Genomic DNA, 20,990 nt, shown 5'->3' on the forward strand with positions numbered 1-20,990 from the left:
GCTACTTATGTATTGCTATCTCAACGGAACGTAAACAAGAAACAAAATGGCAAACATAGATATTAAAGAATTATTAGACTCAGGTGTACACTTCGGACACTTGACAAGAAAATGGAATCCTAGCATGGCTCCGTATATTTATACTGAGCGTAACGGAGTTCACATTATCGACTTATATAAGACTGCTGCAAAAATCGAAGAAGCGTCTAATGCATTAAGAAAAATCGCTAATTCAGGAAGACGTATTCTTTTTGTTGCTACTAAAAAGCAAGCTAAAGAAATCATCGCTGAAAAAGCAAAAGCTGTAAACATGCCTTACATCACTGAAAGATGGCCAGGAGGAATGTTAACAAACTTTGTAACTATCCGTAAAGCTGTTAAGAAAATGGCTCAAATTGATAGAATGAAAGTAGATGGATCTTTTGCTGCATTATCTAAAAGAGAGAAATTACAAATCGATCGTCAAAGAGAGAAATTAGAGAAAAACTTAGGTTCTATCGTTGATATGACTCGTTTACCTGGAGCTCTTTTTGTAGTAGACGTTAAGAAAGAGCACATTGCAGTAGCAGAAGCTCAAAAATTAAACATTCCAGTATTTGCAATGGTAGATACAAACTCAAATCCAAAAGGAATTGATTTTGTTATTCCTGCAAATGATGATGCTTCTAAGTCAATTGACAAAGTTTTAGGATATGTAACTGAAGCAATCGCAGAAGGTTTAGCTGAAAGAAAAGCTAGCAGAGAAAAAGCTAACGAAGAAAAGAAAGCTAAAGAAGCTTCTGCTGAATAATTTGTAGAAAAATATTAACTCTAAATTAATTTTAGGGTTTTTGAAAAAATATATCTTTGGTTACTATCAATTAAAATTGGTAGTAACCTTTATTTATTAAAAAATTTAAACGAAAATACCATGGCAAAAATAACAGCCGCTGACGTAAATAAGTTAAGAAAAACAACTGGTGCTGGAATGATGGATTGTAAAAAAGCATTAGTTGAAGCTGAAGGAGATTTCGATAAAGCAATTGAAATTCTTCGTAAAAAAGGACAAAAAGTAGCTGCAAAAAGAGCAGACAGAGAGTCTACTGAAGGAGCTGCAATCGCAAAAGTAAACGCTGACAACACTGTAGGTGCTGCTATCGTTTTAGGATGTGAAACTGATTTCGTTGGTAAGAATGATAACTTCGTTGCTTTAGCTACTGAATTAGCTAATTTAGCTTTAGATTACGCTAGCAAAGAAGAGTTCTTAGCTGCTGATTTTGGTGGAATGACTGTTGCTGATAAATTAATCGAGCAAACAGGAGTTATCGGTGAAAAATTAGAGATTAAATCTTTCGAGAAAGTTGAAGCTCCATTTGTAGGATCTTATATTCACGCTGGAAATAAAATCGCTACATTAGTAGGATTATCAGCTGCTGAAGAAGGTGCTAATGTTGTTGCTAAAGATGTTGCAATGCAAGCTGCTGCAATGAACCCAATCGCATTAAACGAAGAAGGTGTTGATGCTGCTGTAATCGAGAAAGAAATCGAAATCGCTAAAGATCAATTACGTCAAGAAGGTAAGCCAGAAGCAATGTTAGAAAACATCGCTAAAGGAAAGATCAAACGTTTCTTTAAAGATAACACATTAGTAAACCAAATGTTCATCAAAGACAACAAGAAAACTGTTGCTGAGTACGTGAAATCAATTGGTGATGTAAATGTTGTTGACTTTAAAAGAATTGCTTTAGGATAATCAATTTTTTTGAAATTATATATAAAAAGGGAATTCAATTGAATTCCCTTTTTTTGTATCTATATTTTAAATTAAATCCTTAAAATGAATATTTGGATTTGCTATTATTTTAAACAGCATTGAAATTCTATCAAATTGTCCTCTTCTAATTCGATTTAAAATGAAGAAAAGGAAAGAAAAATATAAAAATGGAATAGATGCTTTTTTAAATTTTTTAGCAAATAATATTTTACTTCTTATTCCATAAAATTCCGCTAATTTACTTGCAGCACCTCCAGAACTTCCACCTCCTTTATGATAGATAAAAGTATCATTAAAAAAAGCATTTTTAAAACCTTTTTGATTTCCTCTTAAAACCCAATCATATTCTTCGAAGTATAAAAAATATTTTTCTTCTAAAAATCCTACTTTAGAAATAAAATTTAAAGAAGTAAACATAGAAGCACCAATTGGATAATCGATGTGTTCTGAGATTTGATTTGAAATTTGATTAAAAGGTGTATTTGAGCCTAAAAAAGAAATTTTTCCAAGCCAAAAATTATATTTACCACCTACTGCTTGAATCGTTTCAGGCAAATCATACTCTAAAAGTGGAATACCAAGAATTCCTATATTTTTATTTTTTTTATAATAAGAAACTTGTTTTTCAATAGCATCTTTTGGAATTACTGTATCCGTGTTAAGAAGCCAAATATTAGAATTTGGATTTTCTTCAAAATCTGAAATATATTTTAAAGCTATATTATTTCCTGCTGCAAAACCTTTATTTTCTTTGGCTTTAATAACTAGAACTTTCTCTTCATATTTCTGTGTAATGCCTTCTTCTTCAAATAATAATTTATAAGAAATAGGTTTTTTTGAAATAGGTAAGACTAAATCTTCAAAGTTTGTTTTTAGATTTTTGCTATCCGTTGTTAGCCAATTTTCTATATGAAATAAAGCTTCATCATTTGGAGAATTATCCACAAGAATTATTTGAAAATTCTGGTAAGTTTGTTTGAAAATACTTTCCAAACACTCTACAGAATCTTTCCAATTAATATAATTTACTAATACGATATAAACTTTTTCCATGTAGAAATAAAATTAAAAGCAGCAAAGATACTAATCTTCTAAAGAGTTTTTAAGAAATGAAATAAAAGAAATTTTAACAAAAATTTTCTATGAAAGACTTTTAACATACTTTTGTACCATGGTTTCAATCTTATACAATTTAGGAATTCAAATAACAGGAGGAGTTTTAAAAACCGTTGCTTTATTTCAACCAAAAATGAAATTATTCATAGATGGAAGAAAAGATGTTTTTAATTACTTAGAAAGAGTTGTTTCTGGGGAAGATGAAATTATTTGGTTTCATTGTGCATCATTAGGTGAATTTGAACAAGGAAGACCTTTAATGGAAAAGATAAAAGAGAAATATCCAAAATATAAAATCCTTTTAACATTCTTTTCTCCTTCAGGATATGAGGTTCGAAAAAATTACGAAAAAGCCGATTTTATTTGCTATTTACCTTTGGATACAAAAAAAAATGTAAAAAAATTTCTTTCCATAATTAAACCAAAGGCTGCAATTTTTGTCAAATATGAGTTCTGGCCTAATTATTTGCAAGAATTAAAGAAAAGAAATATTGATACAGTCTTAGTTTCTGGGATTTTTAGAGAGAATCAAGTTTTTTTTAAAAGTCATGGAACATGGATGCGAAAAGCTTTGGAAAGTTTTTCATATTTTTTTGTACAAGATGAAAATTCTGAGAAATTATTACAATCGATAAACTTTCAAAACGTAGTGAAATGTGGAGATACAAGATTCGATAGAGTTTTTGAAATCACGCAACAAGATAATACGTTAAAATTTATAGAAGAATTTAAAGAAGATAAATATACAATTGTGGCAGGAAGCACATGGATTGATGATGAAGAACATCTTATTAGATATATTAACGAAAAGATGCACTCGGACCAAAAAATGATTATTGCTCCACATAATATGGATAAAAATGCGATTCGAAAATTAAAAGATAGTTTAGAGAAAAAAACGGTTTTATTTTCGGAAAAAGAAGGGAAAAGTTTAAAAGAATTTCAAGTATTTATAATTGATACTATTGGAATTCTTACAAAAATATATAGCTACGCAGATGTGGCTTATATTGGAGGGGGATTTACAAAATCGGGTGTACATAATACACTAGAAGCTGCTACATATGGTTTGCCAATAGTTATTGGGCCAAATTTTAAAAAGTTTAATGAAGTAAAAGAATTAGTCAATAGAAAAGCGTGTTTGGTGTATTCTAATCAAGAAGAATTAGATAATTATTTAGAAAAGTTGTATTCAGATACAGAATTTTTAAATAAAACGGGAGATGCTGCAATACAGTATGTGAGAGAGAATTTAGGTGCAACCAAAACCATTTTAAATTATTTAGAATCTATACTTTAAATTAATAGTCATAAAATGGAAATTATTTTTCAACCATGGCCTTGGTACACAACAGGGTTAATGATTGCTGCAGTAATGTTTCTACTTTTTTATTTTGGAAAACGATTTGGGGTGTCTTCCAACTTAGAAACATTATGTACAATGGCAGGTGCCAGTAAAGTGTCAAATTATTTTAAAATTGACCTAAAATCCAAATATTGGAGCTTATTATTTTTATTCGGAATTGTTTTAGGAGGAGCTATTGCTTTTTATTTTCTTTCTCCAAATAAAACAATTGATTTAAATCCAAAAACAGTTACAGAATTGCAAGCATTACATTTTGATAATGCTGGAGCAACTTATTTACCAAGTGAATTGTTTGGTTCAATCACTTCATTAAAAACGATATTAATTCTACTTTTTGGAGGATTTTTGGTTGGCTTTGGGGCAAGATATGCTGGAGGATGTACTTCAGGACATGCAATTACAGGAATTAGCAATTTAGATGTTCTTTCTTTATATGCTGTAATTGGTTTTTTTGTAGGGGGTTTAATTATGATTTGGGGAATTTTCCCATTACTTTTTTAAAAGATGAAAAATATTAAGTTTTTAATTTTAGGAATTTTATTCGGTATTATTTTAATAAAAGGAGAAGTAGCTTCTTGGTATCGAATTTTTGAAATGTTTAAGTTTCAATCATTTCATATGTATGGTGTAATTGGTGTTGCAATCGTTTCAGGAATTATTATTATTCAATTATTTAAAAAAAGAGTTATCAAAGATTATTCTGGAAATGAAATTAAAATTGAACCAAAAAAGCCAGGTTTTAAAAGAACATTTATTGGTGGAATTTCTTTTGGATTAGGTTGGGCATTGGTTGGAGCTTGTCCAGCACCGATGTTTGCTTTAATTGGACAGAATTTTTTAGCAATTTCAATTGTAATTATTGGGGCTTTATTAGGAACATTTACATATGGCGTTTCTAAATCAAAATTACCGCATTAATAGTTAAACATACCGCTGTAATGTTATTTTAGCATTAAATAGTATAAGATATTTAAAAAAATAGAAAAAAAGGGCATAATATTTGTTGTTGAGCAAAAAGGATTTAAAATTCATCTTACTTTATATAAATAAAAGTGTTAAAAATCTATATTATTTGTGTGTTAAATTTGGAGAAATGAAAGAGAAAATTTTTACAACTCAACATTTTTTTGTTATTTGCACCCTCTAAAAATAGATTTTTTAGGGTAATGAGTAAAAATTAAACGTTTTTACTTGTAAAATGGTTAAAAAATAAATCGTACAATATTTAGTTTTTACATTAGGCCCTAATTTATTTTTTAAATGAGAATAAATTTATATTTAACCCGTAAACTATTTAATAAATTAATTATTACACAATGAAAAGAGTACTTTCTATCCTAACAATAGGATTATTGTTTTTAGGAACAACAGGATCTGCTTATGCACAGGAAGTTGCAAAAGAAGCAACTTTTCACCAAGAATTAAAGCAACGTTTTATTGAAGGAGGACCTTTCTTCATGGGAATCGTATTAGTAGCATTAATTTTAGGATTAGCAATTGCTATCGAAAGAATTATCTACTTAAACATGGCTACAACAAACAAGAAGAAATTAGTTGGGCAAGTTGAAGACGCTTTAAAATCAGGTGGAGTTGAAGCTGCAAAAGAAGTTTGTAGAAACACTAGAGGACCAATTGCTTCTATCTTCTATCAAGGATTAGACAGAATGGATGAAGGAGTAGATGCTGCTGAAAAAGCTGTTGTTGGATACGGTGGAGTACAAATGGGATTATTAGAAAAAAATATTTCATGGTTATCTTTATTTATTGCCTTAGCGCCAATGTTAGGATTCATGGGAACAGTAATTGGTATGATTGATGCATTCGATTCTATTCAGGCAGCAGGAGATATTTCTCCAACAGTTGTAGCAGGAGGTATTAAAGTTGCCTTATTAACAACTGTATTCGGTCTTGTAGTAGCGATTATTCTTCAAATTTTTTACAACTACATCATCTCTAAAGTTGATAGTATTGTAAACACAATGGAAGATGCTTCTATCGAATTAATTGACTTACTTGTGAAAAACAAAAAATAAGAAATTAACATGAATAATTTATCAAAAATATTAACAGGTGTAGCTGCAGTAATTGGAGTTGTTGCCTTCTTCTTCTTGATTAGAATCATCATGGTAGGTGATGAAACTATCAAGACAGATTTAGCAGCACAATCAAGTATTGTATCTCCATTTGTTTCTTTTTCTATAGCAATGTTAGTGATTACGGCAGTTGTTACTGTATTGTTTTCACTAGTGAATTTGCTAAAACAACCAGAAATTTTAAAGAAATCTCTTATTTCGGTTGGTGTACTAGGAGTAATCCTAATAATTGCTTATTCTACTGCTTCATCAGGTCAAGTGATGGATGCAGCAGGTTCTGAAATTTTAGCAGATGCTGGAAGTTCAACATCTAAATGGGTAAGTACATTAATTACATACAGTTTTATTTTAGGAGCTGTTGGAATTTTATTTATAGTAGTTGACTTTTTGAAATCATTAGTAAAATAAGAAAATATGGCAAGAAGAGAAAATGCTGAAATTAACGCTGGATCGATGGCGGACATCGCATTCTTGCTTTTAATATTCTTCCTTGTTACTACTACGATGGACGTGGATTCTGGTATTTCTAGAAAATTACCTGAACCACAACCTGAAAATGCACCTGAGCCTCCTAAATTAAAGCAAAAAAATATTTTTGAGGTAAACATCAATAGAAACAATGATCTTTTAGTTGAAGGTGAACACATGAACCTAAAAGATTTACAACAAGCTGCTATTGAGTTTATCGATAACGGAGGAGGAATTGGAAATCCAGTAGATGGTAAAGAAGGTCAACCTTGTGACTATTGTAACGGGGCTAGATCTCCTGAATCTTCTGACCACCCTAATAAAGCGGTAATTTCAATTCAAAGTGATAGAGGTACTGATTACGGTATGTTTGTTTCTGTTCAAAATGAATTAGGAGCAGCTTATACTGTATTAAGAGATCGTCTAGGAGAAAAACTTTATAATAGATCTTATTCTGATCTTGTTAAAGATTTAAGTAATAATAAAGGAAATGAAGATTTAAAAGCGAAAGTTGACTTTTTAAAGAAAGCATATCCACAAATTATTTCTGAAGCAGAACCAACAAAATAATTAAAAACAGTAAGAAATGTCAAAGTTTAAAAAGAAGAAAAAAGGATTGCCAGCAATTTCTACGGCTTCATTACCTGATATTGTTTTCATGCTGTTATTCTTTTTCATGGTTAGTACAGTAATGCGTGAGACGGATTTAAAAATCCAAACTCCAAAATTACCAAGCGCAACAGAAGTAAAGAAATTAGAACACAAAAGTTTGGTTAGTACTATTTATGTAGGAAAATCAAAAGATGGAAAAATAAAAGGTGATTTAATCCAATTAAATGACAAAATCGCTAGAGTAGCAGATGTAAGAAGTTTTATCTATTCAGAGAGAGCTAAACATAGTGAGGAAGAAGTTCCTTTCATGACTACTTCAATTAAAGCGGATAAAGAGTCTTCAGTTGGAACAATTACAGATATTAAATCAGAATTACGTGAAATTAATGCACTTAAAATTAGTTACTCTACTAGTAAAGGTGATGTTTTCAAAAACGTAGATTAATCCTGATTTAATCAAAACATAAAAAAACCGATAAGCTAATTGTTTATCGGTTTTTTTATTTTATAAAGTTTTTGAAATCTTTTCGATTATTTCCTCTTTAGAAATAGAATCCATCACATGTTCATAACCTTCGATAATTTTATTTCCATAAACAGAAGTAGGAATTTTTGGATATTTTTCTAAATCTGGTAAAATCCAATTTTCTTCTTTTTGATTGAAAGGAATAAAACCAGCAAAAGGATGTGTTGCTCCCCAAATTGTAAAAGTTGGAATTCCAAGCATTGCAGCAAAATGACCATTTCCTGAATCCATACTTAACATACAATTCAAATTTGAAATTAAAGCAAGTTCTTCTTTTAGTTTTATTTTCCCTGCAACATTAAAAACGTTTTCATATTTATCAGAAATTTTAGTTAAAATCTCTACTTCTTTTTTTCCTCCTCCAAATAGAAGAATTTTTATATTTTCTCTTTTTTCTAATAAAGAAATTATTTCTTCCATTTTTGCAATTGGATACATTTTAGCATCATGTTGTGCAAAAGGAGCAATTCCAATAAGCTTGTCATTTTCATTAAAATTAATTTTCTCTGAAATACTAACTGGTATATTTTGTTTTAAAGGAAACTCAGGGTTATTTAAATCTAATGTAAAGCCTAAATCTCTAAAAACATCAGTATAGCGTTCATGCGTTGATTTAAGTTGCTTAAAAACCTTGTTTTCTAATCTAGTTAATGCTTTTTTCTCTTTTCTACCTTTATCAATTTGCTTTACAACAGTTCCATCCATTTTAAAAAAAGAACGAAGAATTTTAGAACGTAAAACATCATGTAAATCTGCAACAGCATCAATATTTAAAGTTTTTAACTCTTTATATAATTTGAATAAACCACCAACACCTTTATGTTTTCCATTTACATCAGCAGCATAAAATGAAACATTAGGAATTTCTTCAAAAAGTGGTTTTAAAAATCCTTTTGATAATACAGTAATTTTTATATCGGGATTTGTTTTAATGAAAGCTCGTAAAACAGGAACTGTCATTGCAACATCTCCCATTGCAGATAATCTAATAACTAATATATGCTTAGGTAAATTAGTTTTCATTGTTTTAATAAGTATTTGAATTTATTGAGAAATGTAAACCAGAATAAAATTCACTATAAATTAATCCATAAACCAAAAGTATAATCAATCCAAGCGTTATTACTGATTTTATATGTTAAGTTTCTAGAATTAAACGTTAAGATGTCATTTTTAAACATATAATTATAATTAACACCTGCTTTTATTCCGAATTTATTTAAAATATTTAAAGAAAGATTTGGACTTACACGAAGCCAATATTTTCCACCTTCTTCTTTATTTACATGAAATCTTTTTACATATTTTTCGAAATTAAAAACAAGGTATTTATTTAAATTAAATTCCGTTCCAAAACCATAACCAAAAGTAATTCTATTAAAATTATTATGATTTAAATTTCCAGAAGTAAAAATACCATAAAATTTTTGGACACCAGATTTAAAAGCAACTTCACTGTGATTTATCGTGCTGTAAGAAGTTTCAATCACTTGTTTTCCATTTTCTACAATTGAAATAATACCAATCGGAAATCCTTTTTCATATTCTTCAGCTACATTTACAAATCCAAGTTGAATTCCTTTCATTTTAACTGTACGATTAAAAATTCCTACTTGTAAACCTTTATTTTTCTCACCATAATTAAAAGGTGCTGCTTGAATTCCGTGAACATTTCCATTATTCAACATTCCTGCGAATTGAATTCCTTTTAATTTTCCACTAATTTTATTTACAACTCCTGCAATTTGAGCTCCTGTAAAATCATCCGCAACCACATTTACCATTCCACTAAGTTGGATTCCAATTCCACTTTTGGTTGCATTAAAAAAACTTGAATTTTGAATTCCAACAAGTTTATTATTACTGATATTTATTGCACCAGCAAATTGAACTCCTTTAACACCACGATTGCTTTTATTCATTCCTCCTGCAATTTGAAATCCAGTAGTTTTTAGCGATGTAACATTAAATCCACCAGCTAATTGAATTCCATAAAAATTACCTCCAATAATATTTCCAACTCCAGCAATTTGAGTTCCGATTCCATTGTATTTTAAAATATTTAAATTCAACCCTAATTCAAATCCATTTAAACTTGCGGCATAACCAGCAATAACATTAAAAGAAAGAGAATTGATACTTTTATAATGATCTTTTCCATTGGTGCTGATTGTTGGAATTAAACTAATTTGAAATGGTTTTACAGATTGTTTTCCATTTAAAGTATTTAATTCTTTAATGAAATAATTTTCTACTTTTTTAAGCTCAATATCTTCAATATTTAGTTTAATATCGGATTTTAATTTTTCGGAAGATTCTCCAATTACAGATTTTTGTTCTTTTAATTTTGGATTTAATAGCAGTTTTATTTCTTTTGATTTATTTAAAATTATATGAATATTTTTCTCTGAAAATCCATTTTTTTCAAAAGATAAATCTAAATCAATATCAATTGGTCCTTCTACTTCGATAGAGAAATTTCCGCTTGTATTAGATTTGGCAATTTTTCCAAACTGTTTTTCTGAAATAATTACATTTGAAATCGGAGTTTTTAAATCAGAACGAACCACAATTCCTTTTAAATAATGGATTTCTTTTCGTTGTTTTGGTTTTCCTTTAAAAGTTAAAAATCCATTTTTATATTTATATGTAGTATTCAATTTTAGACAAATTTCATCTAAAACATTTTTTAAAGGTTGATTTTCTTGGTGAATTGAAATTTTATTTTCTTCAAAAACATCTGTATTAAATGCATAATCAAATTGAAAATCATTGCTTAAATGATTTAAAATTTCTGTAATTTCAACTTGATTAAAATCTACAGAAACTTTTTCATTTAAGATGTTCTTCTGTTGTGAAAAAATATTAAAAGTTCCAATTAAAAATAAATATATAACAATACTAACTGTTTGAAATAAACAGTTTTTTTTTGTTTTTTTCATTAAAAAATTATCGAATAATATATCCTTTTTCCGATTTTATAATTTCACAATTAAATGCCAGTTTTAAAGCTTCGAAAACTTTTTCTTTGTTTGGTTGTCGAATTTTTGCACTAAAAAATTCATTTTCAAGCATTGGATTTTCCACTTGAATTTGAATGTTGAATTTTTGTTGAATAATTGAAATTACTTCTAAAAAAGGTGAATGATTAAAAATTAAAGTATTGTTATACCATGTAGAAAATTGATTTGTTGTAGTTATTTTTTTTTCGATTTTTTGTTTGTTATTATTGAAAATTCCAATGTCATTTTTAGTTAAAATCACTTCTTTTTCTGGAAGATTCAATTCACTAAAGGAAACTTTTCCTTCTTCTACAAATACAAATGTAGAATCTTTTGTCGTCTGAACAGTAAATTTTGTCCCTAAAACTTCTGTTTTTGTTGTTTTTGTAGAAACAATAAATGGAATTTTACTTTTTTTGACTTCAAAAAAAGCTTCTCCTTTTAAAAATACTTCTCGAGAATTTTCTTGTTTTTCATTAAAAGTAATAGTAGAATTTTTATTTAATATTACTTTTGAACTATCAGGTAAATAAATTTCTTTAATCAAATCTAAAGTAGCAAATTCTAATGTTTTGTTTGTTGTTTTATCAGAATTCAAATGCCAAATAGAAAAGAGTAAAGCAATGGAAGCAGCAATAGAAAACCCTGTGATATAAATCAATTTTGATTTCTTTTTTTTAGGTTTAATTTTCTTCCAAGCTTTATCTGAATCAAAGTATTTTAGATCTTTACTTTCTTTCCAAATGATCTGAATATCTTGAAAAACTTTCTCATTTTCTAGATTTTTTTTTCTCCAAGTATCTACTTCATCTTTTTCTTTTGGAGAAAGATGATTTTGTAAATATTTGACAATTAAAACTTCAATGTTTTCCATAATATTACTTTAGAGAAAATAACAAAACTAAAATTTTCAAGTAATCTTTCAAATTTTCACGAATGAATTTCAGTGCTTTTCCCATCTGATTTTCAATTGTTTTAGGTGAAAGTTCTAGTTTTTCTGCAATTTCTCGATATTTTAAATTTTCAAATCGACTTAATTCAAATATTTTTCTTCTTTGAGAAGGTAATTGTTGAATAGTGTCATAAATTTTCTTTTGTAATTCAATGTTTTCCATTACATCTTCAAAAGATATTGTATCAGAATTTAACTTAATTTCTTTAATATGTTTTGATTGAATTTTTTTGTCTCGAATTAATTTTAAACAATTCAAACGAACAGCACCATATAAATAAGATTTTATAGAGGTTTCAATATGTAATGATTTCTTTTTTTCCCATATTTTACAAAATAAATCTTGAACAATTTCTTCTGCGGTATCTGGACAAGAAACAAACTTTGTAGCAAATAAACATAGCTCAGAATAATGCATTTTAAAAATACATTCATAAGCTTGAATATCGCCTTCTAAGAATTTGGAAGTTAAACTCTCTGTTGTTTGCACTTGTTTTTTGTTGTAGAATTAAACTTTAATACATTAATTTTTCAATTACAAATATGTGAAAAATGATTGTTTATTCCTTTTAAAAAGTCAATTTATACTAAAATTGAGATTTATTCGTTATTTGTATCCTATCTTTATTTAAATTTGCAATAACAACTAAACTTTAATACAGTATTATTAATCATTTAAAATCAAATTTAAAGAAATGAAAAAAAACCTATTGTTAGCATTATTAATCACCCCACTTTTAAGTTTTGCACAATTACAATCAGGAATTTCTAATCAACAATTAGGATTTACTGAAAATGGAAGTGTAAGAACAATTCAATCTATTCAATCTAATAAAAATTTAAATCCTTTTTTATTTCAAAAATGGAGTACAGGATATATTCAGTTAAAAGATGATGTAAACCATTCTAAAGATAAAATGCATTTTAATTTAGAATCAGGTAAAGTTACATTAGAAAGTCCATCTGGAAAATCTGCAGAGTTTTTTGAAGTAGATAGTGAAATGATTTCTAGTTTCGGGATTCGTAAGCCTGGATCAGATAAAATGAGAATATTTACTAAAATAAACAAGGCTGATTTTCAAAATCAAGGAGAAGCTTCAGTTAGTTTTTATGAAGTTTTTTCATCTAATGAAGGAAATAAGCCATATTTAATTAGAAAGATTTATAAGAAAGAAGTTGAAATAAAAGCTGGAAACACTGGAAATGGTGGATATACAGGAGCTTCAAATGAGCAAACTTCTGGAACAAAAATGAAAAAGTATAGAACATTTTATGCTTTAAATAAAGAAGGAAAGTATGTAAAGACAAAACTTTCTAAAAAGAAATTATTAAAGTTATTTCCAGATAAAAAGAATGAACTTAAAAAATATATAAAAGATAATGATATTGATGCATCAAAAACAGATGGTGCTTCAGAAGTTATTAAATATTATCATTCTTTATAAAAAACAAAAAGCTGCTTTAAAGCAGCTTTTTTTATTCCTCTGTATATTCATTATATAAAAAGTCATTATAAGGAAAACGTTGCGTATGAATTTTACGAACTTCCTGATAAACTTTTTCTTTAAAATCTTCAAAATTCTCTTTATTAACCGCAGAAATAAAAATACATTGATCTTGAAGTTTAGACATCCATGTTTGTTTCCAATCTTCTAAAGTATAATGTTCTTTTGTTTTTTCTGTTGTTAAATCATCCTCGTCAATAGTTTTGTGCGTATAATTATCAATTTTATTGAAAACCATAATTGTTGGTTTATCAGCACTTTTAATTTCTTGTAAAATTTCGTTTACAGATTGAATATGATCTTCAAAATTTGGATGTGAAATATCTACAACATGTAATAACATATCCGCTTCTCGAACCTCATCTAAAGTTGATTTAAACGATTCTACCAATTGCGTTGGAAGTTTTCGAATAAATCCTACAGTATCAGTCATTAAAAAAGGAATATTTTTAATTACGACTTTTCGAACCGTTGTATCTAAAGTTGCAAATAACTTATTTTCAGCAAAAACTTCACTTTTACTAATTGCATTCATTAAAGTGGATTTTCCAACATTTGTATATCCAACTAATGCAACACGAACCATTTTCCCTCTATTTTTTCTCTGTACAGCCATTTGTTTATCAATTGTCTGTAATTTCTTTTTTAATAGAGCGATTTTATCACGAACAATACGTCTATCTGTTTCAATTTCCGTTTCTCCTGGTCCTCTTAATCCAATTCCCCCTTTTTGCTTATCAAGGTGTGTCCAAAGACGTGTTAAACGAGGAAGCATATATTGACATTGTGCTAGTTCTACTTGTGTTCTAGCATAACTTGTTTGTGCTCTTTGTGCGAAAATATCTAAAATTAAAGTTGTTCTATCTAAAATTTTACAATCAAGAATTTTTTCAATATTTCTTAATTGTGCTGGTGATAATTCATCATCAAAAATAGCCGTTCCAATATTATTTGCTTCAATATATTGTCTTATTTCTTCTAATTTTCCAGTTCCAACAAAAGTTTTCGGATTTGGATTTTCAAGTTTTTGAACGAAACGTTTTACAGCATTTCCTCCAGCAGTTAATGTTAAAAACTCTAACTCATCCAAATATTCTTGAGATTTTTCTTCGTTTTGTAACTGTGTTACAACACCTATCAAAACTGTTTTTTCAGATGTTACTTTCTTTTCTTCAATCATAAGGCAAATTTACAAATATTGTTTTGTTTCTTGGAAAACTTTCTAAATGAATCACTTTAAATTTCTATATTTTTTTTAGAAGTATTCTTAATTATAGATTTAAAGTATAAAAATAAATATTTAATGTATCTTTGTTTTAAATTTAAGTAAGCTTAAAAATTTTATTACAAAAACTTTAATATGTCTGTAGCAACAGAAAATTTCATCAAGGCAATCTATAATTTAGGCCGAAAACATGAAGGAGACACGAAACCTGGTTCGATTGCTTCTTTTTTAAATATTAGCAATGCAGCAGCCACAGATATGGCAAAAAATCTTTCAAAAAAGAATTTAGTGAATTATGAAAAATATAAGGAGTTAAAATTAACAAAAGAAGGAGAATTACTTGCTTTAAGAATTGTAAGAAAACATCGACTTTGGGAAGCGCTTCTTTTTAAATTATTCAATATGTCTTTGCATGAAATTCATATTGAAGCTGAATTATTAGAACATCAAACATCAGATTTTTTAGCACAAAAAATGGATGAATATTTAGGTTTTCCAAAATATGATCCACATGGAGATCCTATTCCAGATGTAAATGGAATTATTCATACAGAAGATCACTCAATTGTTTTATTAAATGCTGAAGAAGGAAAAAAATATCAAATTTCTAGATTGGTTAGTGTAGATAAAGATTTTTTTGACTTTTGTGCAGAAAATGGTTTAAATAATGGAGCTGAAATTGAAGTTGTAAAACAATATGAAAAAAATAAAATGACACAAATTAAAGTTGCTGAAAACATACTTCTATTAAACAACGACTTTACGAAAATAATTTATGTTAATGAAAAAAATTAATACAATGAAAAAATTAGTAGCAGTAGTTGCTTTAAGTTTCTCAACATTTTTTGCAACTGCCCAAGAACAAGGAAAACCAGAATTAATCACAGATAGACCAGATCAAACGGAATCTCCGTCTGTGGTTCCAGTTGGAGCTTTACAATGGGAAACAGGTTTTCAATATGAAAAATTAAGTAATGATTTTTCAGAAATAAAAAATACAACGTTTAATACAAGTTTATTGCGTTATGGTTTATTAGATAATCTTGAATTGCGTTTAATTTGGAACGTTGTTGAATCAGAATTTACTCCAAAAAGTGCTGGAATTTCAGGTAATTCTATTAAATCTTCTGGTTTTGCTCCAATGGGAATTGGTTTTAAAGTTGCCATCGCCGATGAAAAAGGTTGGAGACCTAAAATCGGATTTCTATCACATGTTTATGTTCCTTTCACTGCTTCAAAAGAATTAAAACCTGAAGGTTCTGCAATGGATACTCGTCTTTCTTTTGAACATACTTTGAGTGATAAATTCAGTTTAGGTTATAATGTTGGAACAAATTGGGCTGCTGGAGAAGATTTAGGATATGCTTATACAGCTGCTTTAGGATATGGAATCACAAATCGATTATCCATTTTTGCTGAAGTTTATGGAGTTTTAATAGAAAATGGCCATCCAGATCATTTGTTTGATGCTGGGTTTACTTATTTAATTACAGATGTTTTCCAATGGGATTTATCTGGAGGAACAGGAATTAATTCAGATCAAGATTTTTTTATAAGTACTGGATTCACTGTTAGATTATTTAAATAAAAAAGAACACAAAATTCCCATTCTCTTGAAATCAACCGTTCGAAATAGTCATTTTGTTCATGAGTTTTGGGAATTTTTGAAAATATATTAAATCAAGAAAAATGAAAAAAATTATACTACTACTAACTACTATTTTTCTTTTATTCAGTTGTAAAACAGAGAATAAAAAAGAAGAAATAAATGAAAATAAAAAATTAAATGTGGTAACCACAACAACGATGATTACAGATTTATTACACAATATTGGAGGTGATAAAATTGAATTACAGGGTTTGATGGGAACAGGTGTAGATCCACATTTATTCAAGGCTTCTGAAGGAGATGTAAATAAGCTTTTTAATGCTGATGTTGTTTTCTATAATGGATTGCATTTGGAAGGAAAATTAGTAGAAGTTTTTGAAAAGATGAAACATCAAAATAAAAAGACTTTTGCGGTTGCGGATGCTGTTTCTAAAACAGATTTAATCCCTTCTGAATTGTTTGATTCAAACTATGATCCACATATTTGGTTCAGCATTCAGGACTGGAAAAAAGTAACACAATATGTATCGGAAACGTTACAGAAAATAGATGTAAAGAATAAAGATTTTTATGCTAAAAATGGAGAGGAATATTTAAAAAGATTAGATGTTTTAGCAAAAGAAATTGAAACAAAAATCAACGAATTACCAGTTGATAAAAGAATCCTAGTAACAGCTCACGATGCTTTTAATTATTTCGGAAAAGCTTATGACTTTGAAGTGGTAGGTTTACAAGGATTATCAACTGCAACAGAGGCTGGTGTACAAGATGTACAAAAACTTTCTAACTTTATTATAGAGAAAAAAATCAAAGCAATTTTTGTAGAATCTTCAGTGCCAAAAAGGACGATTGAAGCTTTACAAGCTGCTGTAAAATCTAAAGGTCACGATGTGGCAATTGGAGGAGAATTATTCTCAGATGCTTTAGGAAGTAAAGGAACAGAGGAAGGAACTTATATCGGAATGTATATTTATAATACAAACACGATTGTTAATGCTTTAAAATAAAATGCAAGAACAAAACGCAATAAAAGTAGATGATTTAACGGTTGCTTATAATTATAAGCCTGTTTTGTGGGATATTGATTTAGTGATTCCAGAGGGCGTTTTGATGGCAATTGTTGGACCAAATGGAGCAGGAAAATCTACTTTGATAAAATCGATTCTTGGAATTATAAAACCTTTGGCTGGAAGTGTAAAAGTTTTTGGAAAACCTTATCAAAAACAACGTGATAAAGTTGCATATGTTCCACAAAAAGGAAGTGTAGATTGGGATTTCCCAACTACTGCTTTGGATGTTGTAATGATGGGAACTTATGGAAGTTTAGGTTGGATTAAAAGACCAGGAAAAAAAGAAAAGAAAGCATCTTTAGAAGCTTTGGAAAAAGTAGGAATGTTGCCTTTTCAAAATCGTCAGATTTCTCAACTTTCAGGAGGACAACAGCAACGAATTTTCTTAGCGAGAGCTTTGGTTCAAAATGCTTCTATTTATTTGATGGACGAACCTTTTCAAGGAGTAGATGCAACTACAGAAAAAGCGATTATTCAAATTTTAAAAGAATTAAGAAAAGCTGGAAAAACAGTAATTGTTGTGCATCATGATTTACAAACGGTACCTGAATATTTTGATTGGGTGACGTTTTTAAATGTGAAGAAAATTGCCACTGGTCCTGTGAAAGATATTTTCAATGATGATAATTTAACCAAAACTTATGGTATTAATTATAAAGTAAGCATGCAAAAATAATGGGATTACAAGATTACATAACTTTAGTTTTCACCGATTATACCTTGCGAACAATCACACTTGGTACAGCTTTGCTTGGAGCAATTTGTGGAATGTTAGGAAGTTTTGCTGTTTTAAGAAAACAAAGTCTTTTGGGAGATGCTATTTCACATGCAGCCTTACCAGGAATTGCTTTGGCTTTCTTGATTCATGGTGCTAAAAATTCTTTTTACTTTCTTATTGGAGCTTTGGTTAGTGGATTATTAGGAACGTTCTGGATTAAAGGAATTACGAAAAGAACACACTTAAAATCGGATACTGCTTTAGGTTTGGTTCTTTCTTTGTTTTTTGGATTTGGAATGCTTTTGTTGACTTATATTCAAAAACAAGAAAATGCAAATCAAGCTGGATTGGATAAATATTTATTCGGTCAAGCAGCAACTTTAATGGAAAGTGATGTTTGGATTTTAGCCGGAGTTACAGGAATTTCTCTTTTAATACTTTTATTCTTTTGGAAGGAATTTAAAATATTACTTTTCGATCCAGAATACACAAAAACATTAGGATTCAACACAAGAGTCATCGATATATTAATTACAACTTTTATGGTTTTAGCAATCGTTCTTGGATTGCAAACAGTTGGAGTTGTTCTGATGAGTGCAATGCTATTAGCTCCCGCAGCAGCAGCGAGACAATGGACAAATCATTTATGGAAAATGATTGTAATTGCAGCAGTTTTTGGAGCATTATCTGGAATTATTGGAACAGGAATCAGTGCAACACAAAACAATCTTTCTACAGGTCCTGTAATTGTTCTTGTTGCAGCAGTTTTTGTTTTGTTTTCTTTCATTTTTGCTCCATCAAGAGGATTGCTATTTCGTCAGATTCGTTTTATGAAAAATAGAAATAATCTGAAGTTACATAAAACGCTTTCTGTTATGTATGAAATTGCAAAAACACATAAGAATTTTAAACATCCACATAAGATTAAAATTTTAAATAATTTCCAAGGTTTTTCTAGAAAATCTTTGAAAAAAATGGAAACTTATCAGTGGATTGAATTAAATGGACAAATGTGGAATCTGACAGATAAAGGATATCACAAAGCAGTTAATTTGTATAACCAACAAAATATACAACAAGATGACTAGTGCACAATTTGAAATACAATTAATCGCAAGTTTAGTAGCTATTGCTTGTGCGATTCCTGGGACATTTTTAGTTTTAAGAAAAATGGCGATGATTAGTGATGCAATTAGTCACTCGATTCTTCCAGGGATTGTAGTTGGATTCTTTATTTCTCATAATATTAATTCTCCTTTATTAATTGTTCTTGCTGCTTTAACTGGAGTAATTACAGTTGTTTTGGTAGAATTTATTCAGAAAACTGGGTTGGTTAAAGAAGATACCGCCATTGGGTTGGTTTTTCCCGCTATGTTTAGTATCGGAGTTCTCTTGATTGCACAAAATGCTAACGATGTACATTTGGATGTGGATGCAGTTCTTTTAGGAGAAATTGCTTTTGCTCCTTTTGATCGAATTTATTGGGAAGATTATGATTTAGGTCCAAAATCTCTTTGGGTTATTGGAACGATTTTATTGATTACTATTGCACTTTTAATCACTTTTTTCAAAGAATTAAAAGTAAGTACATTTGATGCACAACTTTCTGCAGCCTTAGGTTTTTCTCCTGCGATTATTCATTACGGATTAATGTCCGTTGCTTCTGTAACGACTGTTGGAGCTTTTGATGCTGTTGGAGCAATTTTGGTAGTTGCTTTAATGATTGCGCCTGCTGCTACAGCTTATTTGTTGACCGAAGATTTGAAAAAAATGCTAGGAATTTCAATTGTAAGTGGCGTTTTTTCTGCGATTGTAGGTTATTGGGTAGCAAATTTTTTAGATGCTTCGATTGCAGGTTCAATTACAACAGTTCTTGGAATTCTATTTTTTATCACGTATTTATTTGCTCCAAAAAAAGGAATTATTGCTGTTTTACATAGACAAAAACAACAAAAAATAGAAGTTTCATTATTAACTTTCTTATTGCATTTAAACAATCATTCTGAAGAGAGTGAAAGACATTTAGATCATTTACAAGATGAGATAAATTGGCAAAGAGGAACTTCTAAGAAAGTGGTAGATTTAGCACTGAAGAATAATATGATTACGATAAATAATCAAATTGTTTCTTTGACAGACAAAGGAAAATTGTTTACTGAAGAAGCAATTTCTTATATAATTTCAAATAAAAAATCTGAAATAGAAGAGATGAAATCTCGTTTTTTCTTGTTTAGAGGTTAGATATAAATAAAAAAGTCGTTTCAATTTTGAAACGACTTTTTTTATGTGAATTTTTTATTAGAATGAATATCCAATTCCAACTTGGATTTGTGGAAGAAGATTTACACCATTTAATACTTCTACACCATCAATATCTGATTCTACGTTAAATCCAGCAAGTCCTAAAGAACCTCCAAGCGTAAATCCTGAATTTGAAACCCATTGATATCCAGCTTCAGCTCCATACATTAATAGATTTGTTTTTTCATCTTCATATTTTGTGTTGATTGAATTTAAAAATGGTCCAATATGCCATCCTTTTAATGCTTCAGAAAAATAATATCTAGGCGATACATAAATAGCTAATCCTTTTGAATCTTTTGTGTAGGAATTTCCTACAAAGTCAATTTCTTCAATTTCAATTTTAGAGAAACCAACTTGTCCAACAATGGAGAAATGATCTGAAATAGCTCTTTCATATTGAAGACCAAGATTTCCTATAGTTGCACCTAGTTTTACACTATTTTTCTGCGCCATTGCAGAAATTGAAATTGTCATTAAAAATAAGAATAAAATTTTCTTCATGTTTAAAATATTTGAGTTTGATTTTATAGGTAATTATGACCAATTACCATACCTAAAACACGAAGTGAAAGTAAAACCCTAATGCAACTGAAAAATGTATAATTATTCTAAATAAAAATAATTATGAAATGTAATTTTTAAATAATTGAAGCGTAATTTAATACAGTTTA

General features: G+C 28.9%; 23 protein-coding genes. 16 read left to right on the forward strand and 7 right to left on the reverse strand.

The features are described from left to right. The first annotated feature begins 46 nt into the window (after positions 1 to 46). Both rpsB and tsf read left to right on the forward strand, forming a co-directional pair. Positions 47 to 790 (forward strand): 30S ribosomal protein S2, encoded by a 744-nt coding sequence (gene rpsB / locus I1A51_RS16365; protein WP_196895888.1) that lies wholly within the window; start codon positions 47 to 49, stop codon positions 788 to 790. Between the two features lie 120 nt (positions 791 to 910). Then, a complete protein-coding gene (tsf, locus tag I1A51_RS16370; RefSeq protein ID WP_196895890.1) occupies positions 911 to 1,732 on the forward strand; it encodes a translation elongation factor Ts in 822 nt (273 codons plus the stop codon). 66 nt (positions 1,733 to 1,798) lie between these two features. Here the strand turns inward: tsf and I1A51_RS16375 are convergent, their stop codons facing one another. Then, positions 1,799 to 2,806 (reverse strand): glycosyltransferase, encoded by a 1,008-nt coding sequence (locus I1A51_RS16375; RefSeq protein WP_196895892.1) that lies wholly within the window; start codon positions 2,804 to 2,806, stop codon positions 1,799 to 1,801. Positions 2,807 to 2,924: 118 nt separating this feature from the next. On the opposite strand from I1A51_RS16375, the gene I1A51_RS16380 reads away from it, so the two are divergent. The 7 genes from I1A51_RS16380 to I1A51_RS16410 all read left to right on the forward strand — a co-directional run bounded on the left by I1A51_RS16380 (position 2,925) and on the right by I1A51_RS16410 (position 7,853). Beyond that, the gene (locus tag I1A51_RS16380; protein WP_196895894.1) at positions 2,925 to 4,169 is read left to right on the forward strand and encodes a 3-deoxy-D-manno-octulosonic acid transferase; all 1,245 of its coding nucleotides are present in this window, start codon (positions 2,925 to 2,927) and stop codon (positions 4,167 to 4,169) included. A gap of 15 nt (positions 4,170 to 4,184) precedes the next feature. Next, a complete protein-coding gene (locus I1A51_RS16385) occupies positions 4,185 to 4,736 on the forward strand; it encodes a YeeE/YedE family protein (RefSeq protein WP_196895896.1) in 552 nt (183 codons plus the stop codon). A gap of 3 nt (positions 4,737 to 4,739) precedes the next feature. Next, complete coding sequence (locus tag I1A51_RS16390) at positions 4,740 to 5,153, forward strand: DUF6691 family protein (RefSeq protein WP_196895897.1); 414 nt, start codon at positions 4,740 to 4,742, stop codon at positions 5,151 to 5,153. A gap of 398 nt (positions 5,154 to 5,551) precedes the next feature. Beyond that, positions 5,552 to 6,268, forward strand: a complete 717-nt coding sequence (locus I1A51_RS16395; protein WP_196895898.1) for a MotA/TolQ/ExbB proton channel family protein — start codon at positions 5,552 to 5,554, stop codon at positions 6,266 to 6,268. A 9-nt stretch (positions 6,269 to 6,277) separates the two neighbouring features. Further along, a complete protein-coding gene (locus I1A51_RS16400) occupies positions 6,278 to 6,736 on the forward strand; it encodes a hypothetical protein (protein ID WP_196895899.1) in 459 nt (152 codons plus the stop codon). A gap of 6 nt (positions 6,737 to 6,742) precedes the next feature. Further along, positions 6,743 to 7,366: an ExbD/TolR family protein gene (locus tag I1A51_RS16405; RefSeq protein WP_196895900.1), complete on the forward strand. Its 624-nt coding sequence runs from the start codon at positions 6,743 to 6,745 to the stop codon at positions 7,364 to 7,366. A gap of 16 nt (positions 7,367 to 7,382) precedes the next feature. After that, positions 7,383 to 7,853, forward strand: a complete 471-nt coding sequence (locus I1A51_RS16410) for an ExbD/TolR family protein (protein ID WP_196895901.1) — start codon at positions 7,383 to 7,385, stop codon at positions 7,851 to 7,853. A gap of 60 nt (positions 7,854 to 7,913) precedes the next feature. Here the strand turns inward: I1A51_RS16410 and I1A51_RS16415 are convergent, their stop codons facing one another. Genes I1A51_RS16415 through I1A51_RS16430 form a run of 4 tightly spaced genes read right to left on the reverse strand, consistent with a single transcriptional unit; the run spans position 7,914 to position 12,378 of the window. Then, the gene (locus I1A51_RS16415) at positions 7,914 to 8,957 is read right to left on the reverse strand and encodes a glycosyltransferase family 9 protein (protein WP_196895902.1); all 1,044 of its coding nucleotides are present in this window, start codon (positions 8,955 to 8,957) and stop codon (positions 7,914 to 7,916) included. Between the two features lie 53 nt (positions 8,958 to 9,010). Then, positions 9,011 to 10,876, reverse strand: a complete 1,866-nt coding sequence (locus I1A51_RS16420) for an LA_2272 family surface repeat-containing protein (RefSeq protein ID WP_196895903.1) — start codon at positions 10,874 to 10,876, stop codon at positions 9,011 to 9,013. Positions 10,877 to 10,883: 7 nt separating this feature from the next. After that, positions 10,884 to 11,810, reverse strand: a complete 927-nt coding sequence (locus tag I1A51_RS16425; RefSeq protein ID WP_196895904.1) for a FecR family protein — start codon at positions 11,808 to 11,810, stop codon at positions 10,884 to 10,886. A 4-nt stretch (positions 11,811 to 11,814) separates the two neighbouring features. Beyond that, positions 11,815 to 12,378: an RNA polymerase sigma-70 factor gene (locus tag I1A51_RS16430; protein ID WP_196895905.1), complete on the reverse strand. Its 564-nt coding sequence runs from the start codon at positions 12,376 to 12,378 to the stop codon at positions 11,815 to 11,817. A 205-nt stretch (positions 12,379 to 12,583) separates the two neighbouring features. Here I1A51_RS16430 and I1A51_RS16435 point away from each other — a divergent pair, with 205 nt between their 5' ends. Beyond that, positions 12,584 to 13,333, forward strand: coding sequence for a hypothetical protein (locus tag I1A51_RS16435; protein ID WP_196895907.1), 750 nt, complete (start codon positions 12,584 to 12,586; stop codon positions 13,331 to 13,333). A 31-nt stretch (positions 13,334 to 13,364) separates the two neighbouring features. Here the strand turns inward: I1A51_RS16435 and hflX are convergent, their stop codons facing one another. Next, complete coding sequence (hflX, locus tag I1A51_RS16440; RefSeq protein WP_196895908.1) at positions 13,365 to 14,573, reverse strand: GTPase HflX; 1,209 nt, start codon at positions 14,571 to 14,573, stop codon at positions 13,365 to 13,367. 180 nt (positions 14,574 to 14,753) lie between these two features. Here hflX and I1A51_RS16445 point away from each other — a divergent pair, with 180 nt between their 5' ends. The 6 genes from I1A51_RS16445 to I1A51_RS16470 all read left to right on the forward strand — a co-directional run bounded on the left by I1A51_RS16445 (position 14,754) and on the right by I1A51_RS16470 (position 20,256). Then, positions 14,754 to 15,413 (forward strand): metal-dependent transcriptional regulator, encoded by a 660-nt coding sequence (locus tag I1A51_RS16445; RefSeq protein WP_196895909.1) that lies wholly within the window; start codon positions 14,754 to 14,756, stop codon positions 15,411 to 15,413. A 4-nt stretch (positions 15,414 to 15,417) separates the two neighbouring features. Further along, the gene (locus tag I1A51_RS16450) at positions 15,418 to 16,206 is read left to right on the forward strand and encodes a transporter (RefSeq protein ID WP_196895910.1); all 789 of its coding nucleotides are present in this window, start codon (positions 15,418 to 15,420) and stop codon (positions 16,204 to 16,206) included. A 101-nt stretch (positions 16,207 to 16,307) separates the two neighbouring features. After that, positions 16,308 to 17,234, forward strand: coding sequence for a metal ABC transporter solute-binding protein, Zn/Mn family (locus I1A51_RS16455; RefSeq protein ID WP_196895915.1), 927 nt, complete (start codon positions 16,308 to 16,310; stop codon positions 17,232 to 17,234). A gap of 1 nt (position 17,235) precedes the next feature. Continuing rightward, the gene (locus I1A51_RS16460) at positions 17,236 to 17,973 is read left to right on the forward strand and encodes a metal ABC transporter ATP-binding protein (protein ID WP_196889968.1); all 738 of its coding nucleotides are present in this window, start codon (positions 17,236 to 17,238) and stop codon (positions 17,971 to 17,973) included. Then, positions 17,973 to 19,103: a metal ABC transporter permease gene (locus I1A51_RS16465; RefSeq protein WP_196895917.1), complete on the forward strand. Its 1,131-nt coding sequence runs from the start codon at positions 17,973 to 17,975 to the stop codon at positions 19,101 to 19,103. The genes I1A51_RS16460 and I1A51_RS16465 overlap by 1 nt, the downstream gene beginning before the upstream one ends. Then, positions 19,096 to 20,256 (forward strand): metal ABC transporter permease, encoded by a 1,161-nt coding sequence (locus I1A51_RS16470; RefSeq protein ID WP_196895918.1) that lies wholly within the window; start codon positions 19,096 to 19,098, stop codon positions 20,254 to 20,256. Before I1A51_RS16465 ends, I1A51_RS16470 begins: the two co-directional genes overlap by 8 nt. A 57-nt stretch (positions 20,257 to 20,313) precedes the next feature. On the opposite strand, the gene I1A51_RS16475 is transcribed toward I1A51_RS16470, so the two are convergent. Next, positions 20,314 to 20,820, reverse strand: coding sequence for a DUF3575 domain-containing protein (locus I1A51_RS16475; RefSeq protein ID WP_196895920.1), 507 nt, complete (start codon positions 20,818 to 20,820; stop codon positions 20,314 to 20,316). Positions 20,821 to 20,990: the final 170 nt, after the last annotated feature.

Origin of the sequence: Aureivirga marina (assembly GCF_015767265.1) — a bacterium.
Lineage (GTDB): Bacteria > Bacteroidota > Bacteroidia > Flavobacteriales > Flavobacteriaceae > Aureivirga > Aureivirga marina.

Coding starts and splice junctions, on each gene's coding strand:
- I1A51_RS16410 (WP_196895901.1), top strand. CDS start 7,383: ATGTCAAAGTTTAAAAAGAAGAAAAAAGGATTGCCAGCAATTTCTACG.
- I1A51_RS16385 (WP_196895896.1), top strand. CDS start 4,185: ATGGAAATTATTTTTCAACCATGGCCTTGGTACACAACAGGGTTAATG.
- I1A51_RS16460 (WP_196889968.1), top strand. CDS start 17,236: ATGCAAGAACAAAACGCAATAAAAGTAGATGATTTAACGGTTGCTTAT.
- I1A51_RS16445 (WP_196895909.1), top strand. CDS start 14,754: ATGTCTGTAGCAACAGAAAATTTCATCAAGGCAATCTATAATTTAGGC.
- I1A51_RS16405 (WP_196895900.1), top strand. CDS start 6,743: ATGGCAAGAAGAGAAAATGCTGAAATTAACGCTGGATCGATGGCGGAC.
- I1A51_RS16375 (WP_196895892.1), bottom strand. CDS start 2,806: ATGGAAAAAGTTTATATCGTATTAGTAAATTATATTAATTGGAAAGAT.
- rpsB (WP_196895888.1), top strand. CDS start 47: ATGGCAAACATAGATATTAAAGAATTATTAGACTCAGGTGTACACTTC.
- I1A51_RS16435 (WP_196895907.1), top strand. CDS start 12,584: ATGAAAAAAAACCTATTGTTAGCATTATTAATCACCCCACTTTTAAGT.
- I1A51_RS16450 (WP_196895910.1), top strand. CDS start 15,418: ATGAAAAAATTAGTAGCAGTAGTTGCTTTAAGTTTCTCAACATTTTTT.
- hflX (WP_196895908.1), bottom strand. CDS start 14,573: ATGATTGAAGAAAAGAAAGTAACATCTGAAAAAACAGTTTTGATAGGT.
- I1A51_RS16380 (WP_196895894.1), top strand. CDS start 2,925: ATGGTTTCAATCTTATACAATTTAGGAATTCAAATAACAGGAGGAGTT.
- I1A51_RS16400 (WP_196895899.1), top strand. CDS start 6,278: ATGAATAATTTATCAAAAATATTAACAGGTGTAGCTGCAGTAATTGGA.
- tsf (WP_196895890.1), top strand. CDS start 911: ATGGCAAAAATAACAGCCGCTGACGTAAATAAGTTAAGAAAAACAACT.
- I1A51_RS16420 (WP_196895903.1), bottom strand. CDS start 10,876: ATGAAAAAAACAAAAAAAAACTGTTTATTTCAAACAGTTAGTATTGTT.
- I1A51_RS16455 (WP_196895915.1), top strand. CDS start 16,308: ATGAAAAAAATTATACTACTACTAACTACTATTTTTCTTTTATTCAGT.
- I1A51_RS16390 (WP_196895897.1), top strand. CDS start 4,740: ATGAAAAATATTAAGTTTTTAATTTTAGGAATTTTATTCGGTATTATT.
- I1A51_RS16395 (WP_196895898.1), top strand. CDS start 5,552: ATGAAAAGAGTACTTTCTATCCTAACAATAGGATTATTGTTTTTAGGA.
- I1A51_RS16465 (WP_196895917.1), top strand. CDS start 17,973: ATGGGATTACAAGATTACATAACTTTAGTTTTCACCGATTATACCTTG.
- I1A51_RS16470 (WP_196895918.1), top strand. CDS start 19,096: ATGACTAGTGCACAATTTGAAATACAATTAATCGCAAGTTTAGTAGCT.
- I1A51_RS16415 (WP_196895902.1), bottom strand. CDS start 8,957: ATGAAAACTAATTTACCTAAGCATATATTAGTTATTAGATTATCTGCA.
- I1A51_RS16425 (WP_196895904.1), bottom strand. CDS start 11,810: ATGGAAAACATTGAAGTTTTAATTGTCAAATATTTACAAAATCATCTT.
- I1A51_RS16475 (WP_196895920.1), bottom strand. CDS start 20,820: ATGAAGAAAATTTTATTCTTATTTTTAATGACAATTTCAATTTCTGCA.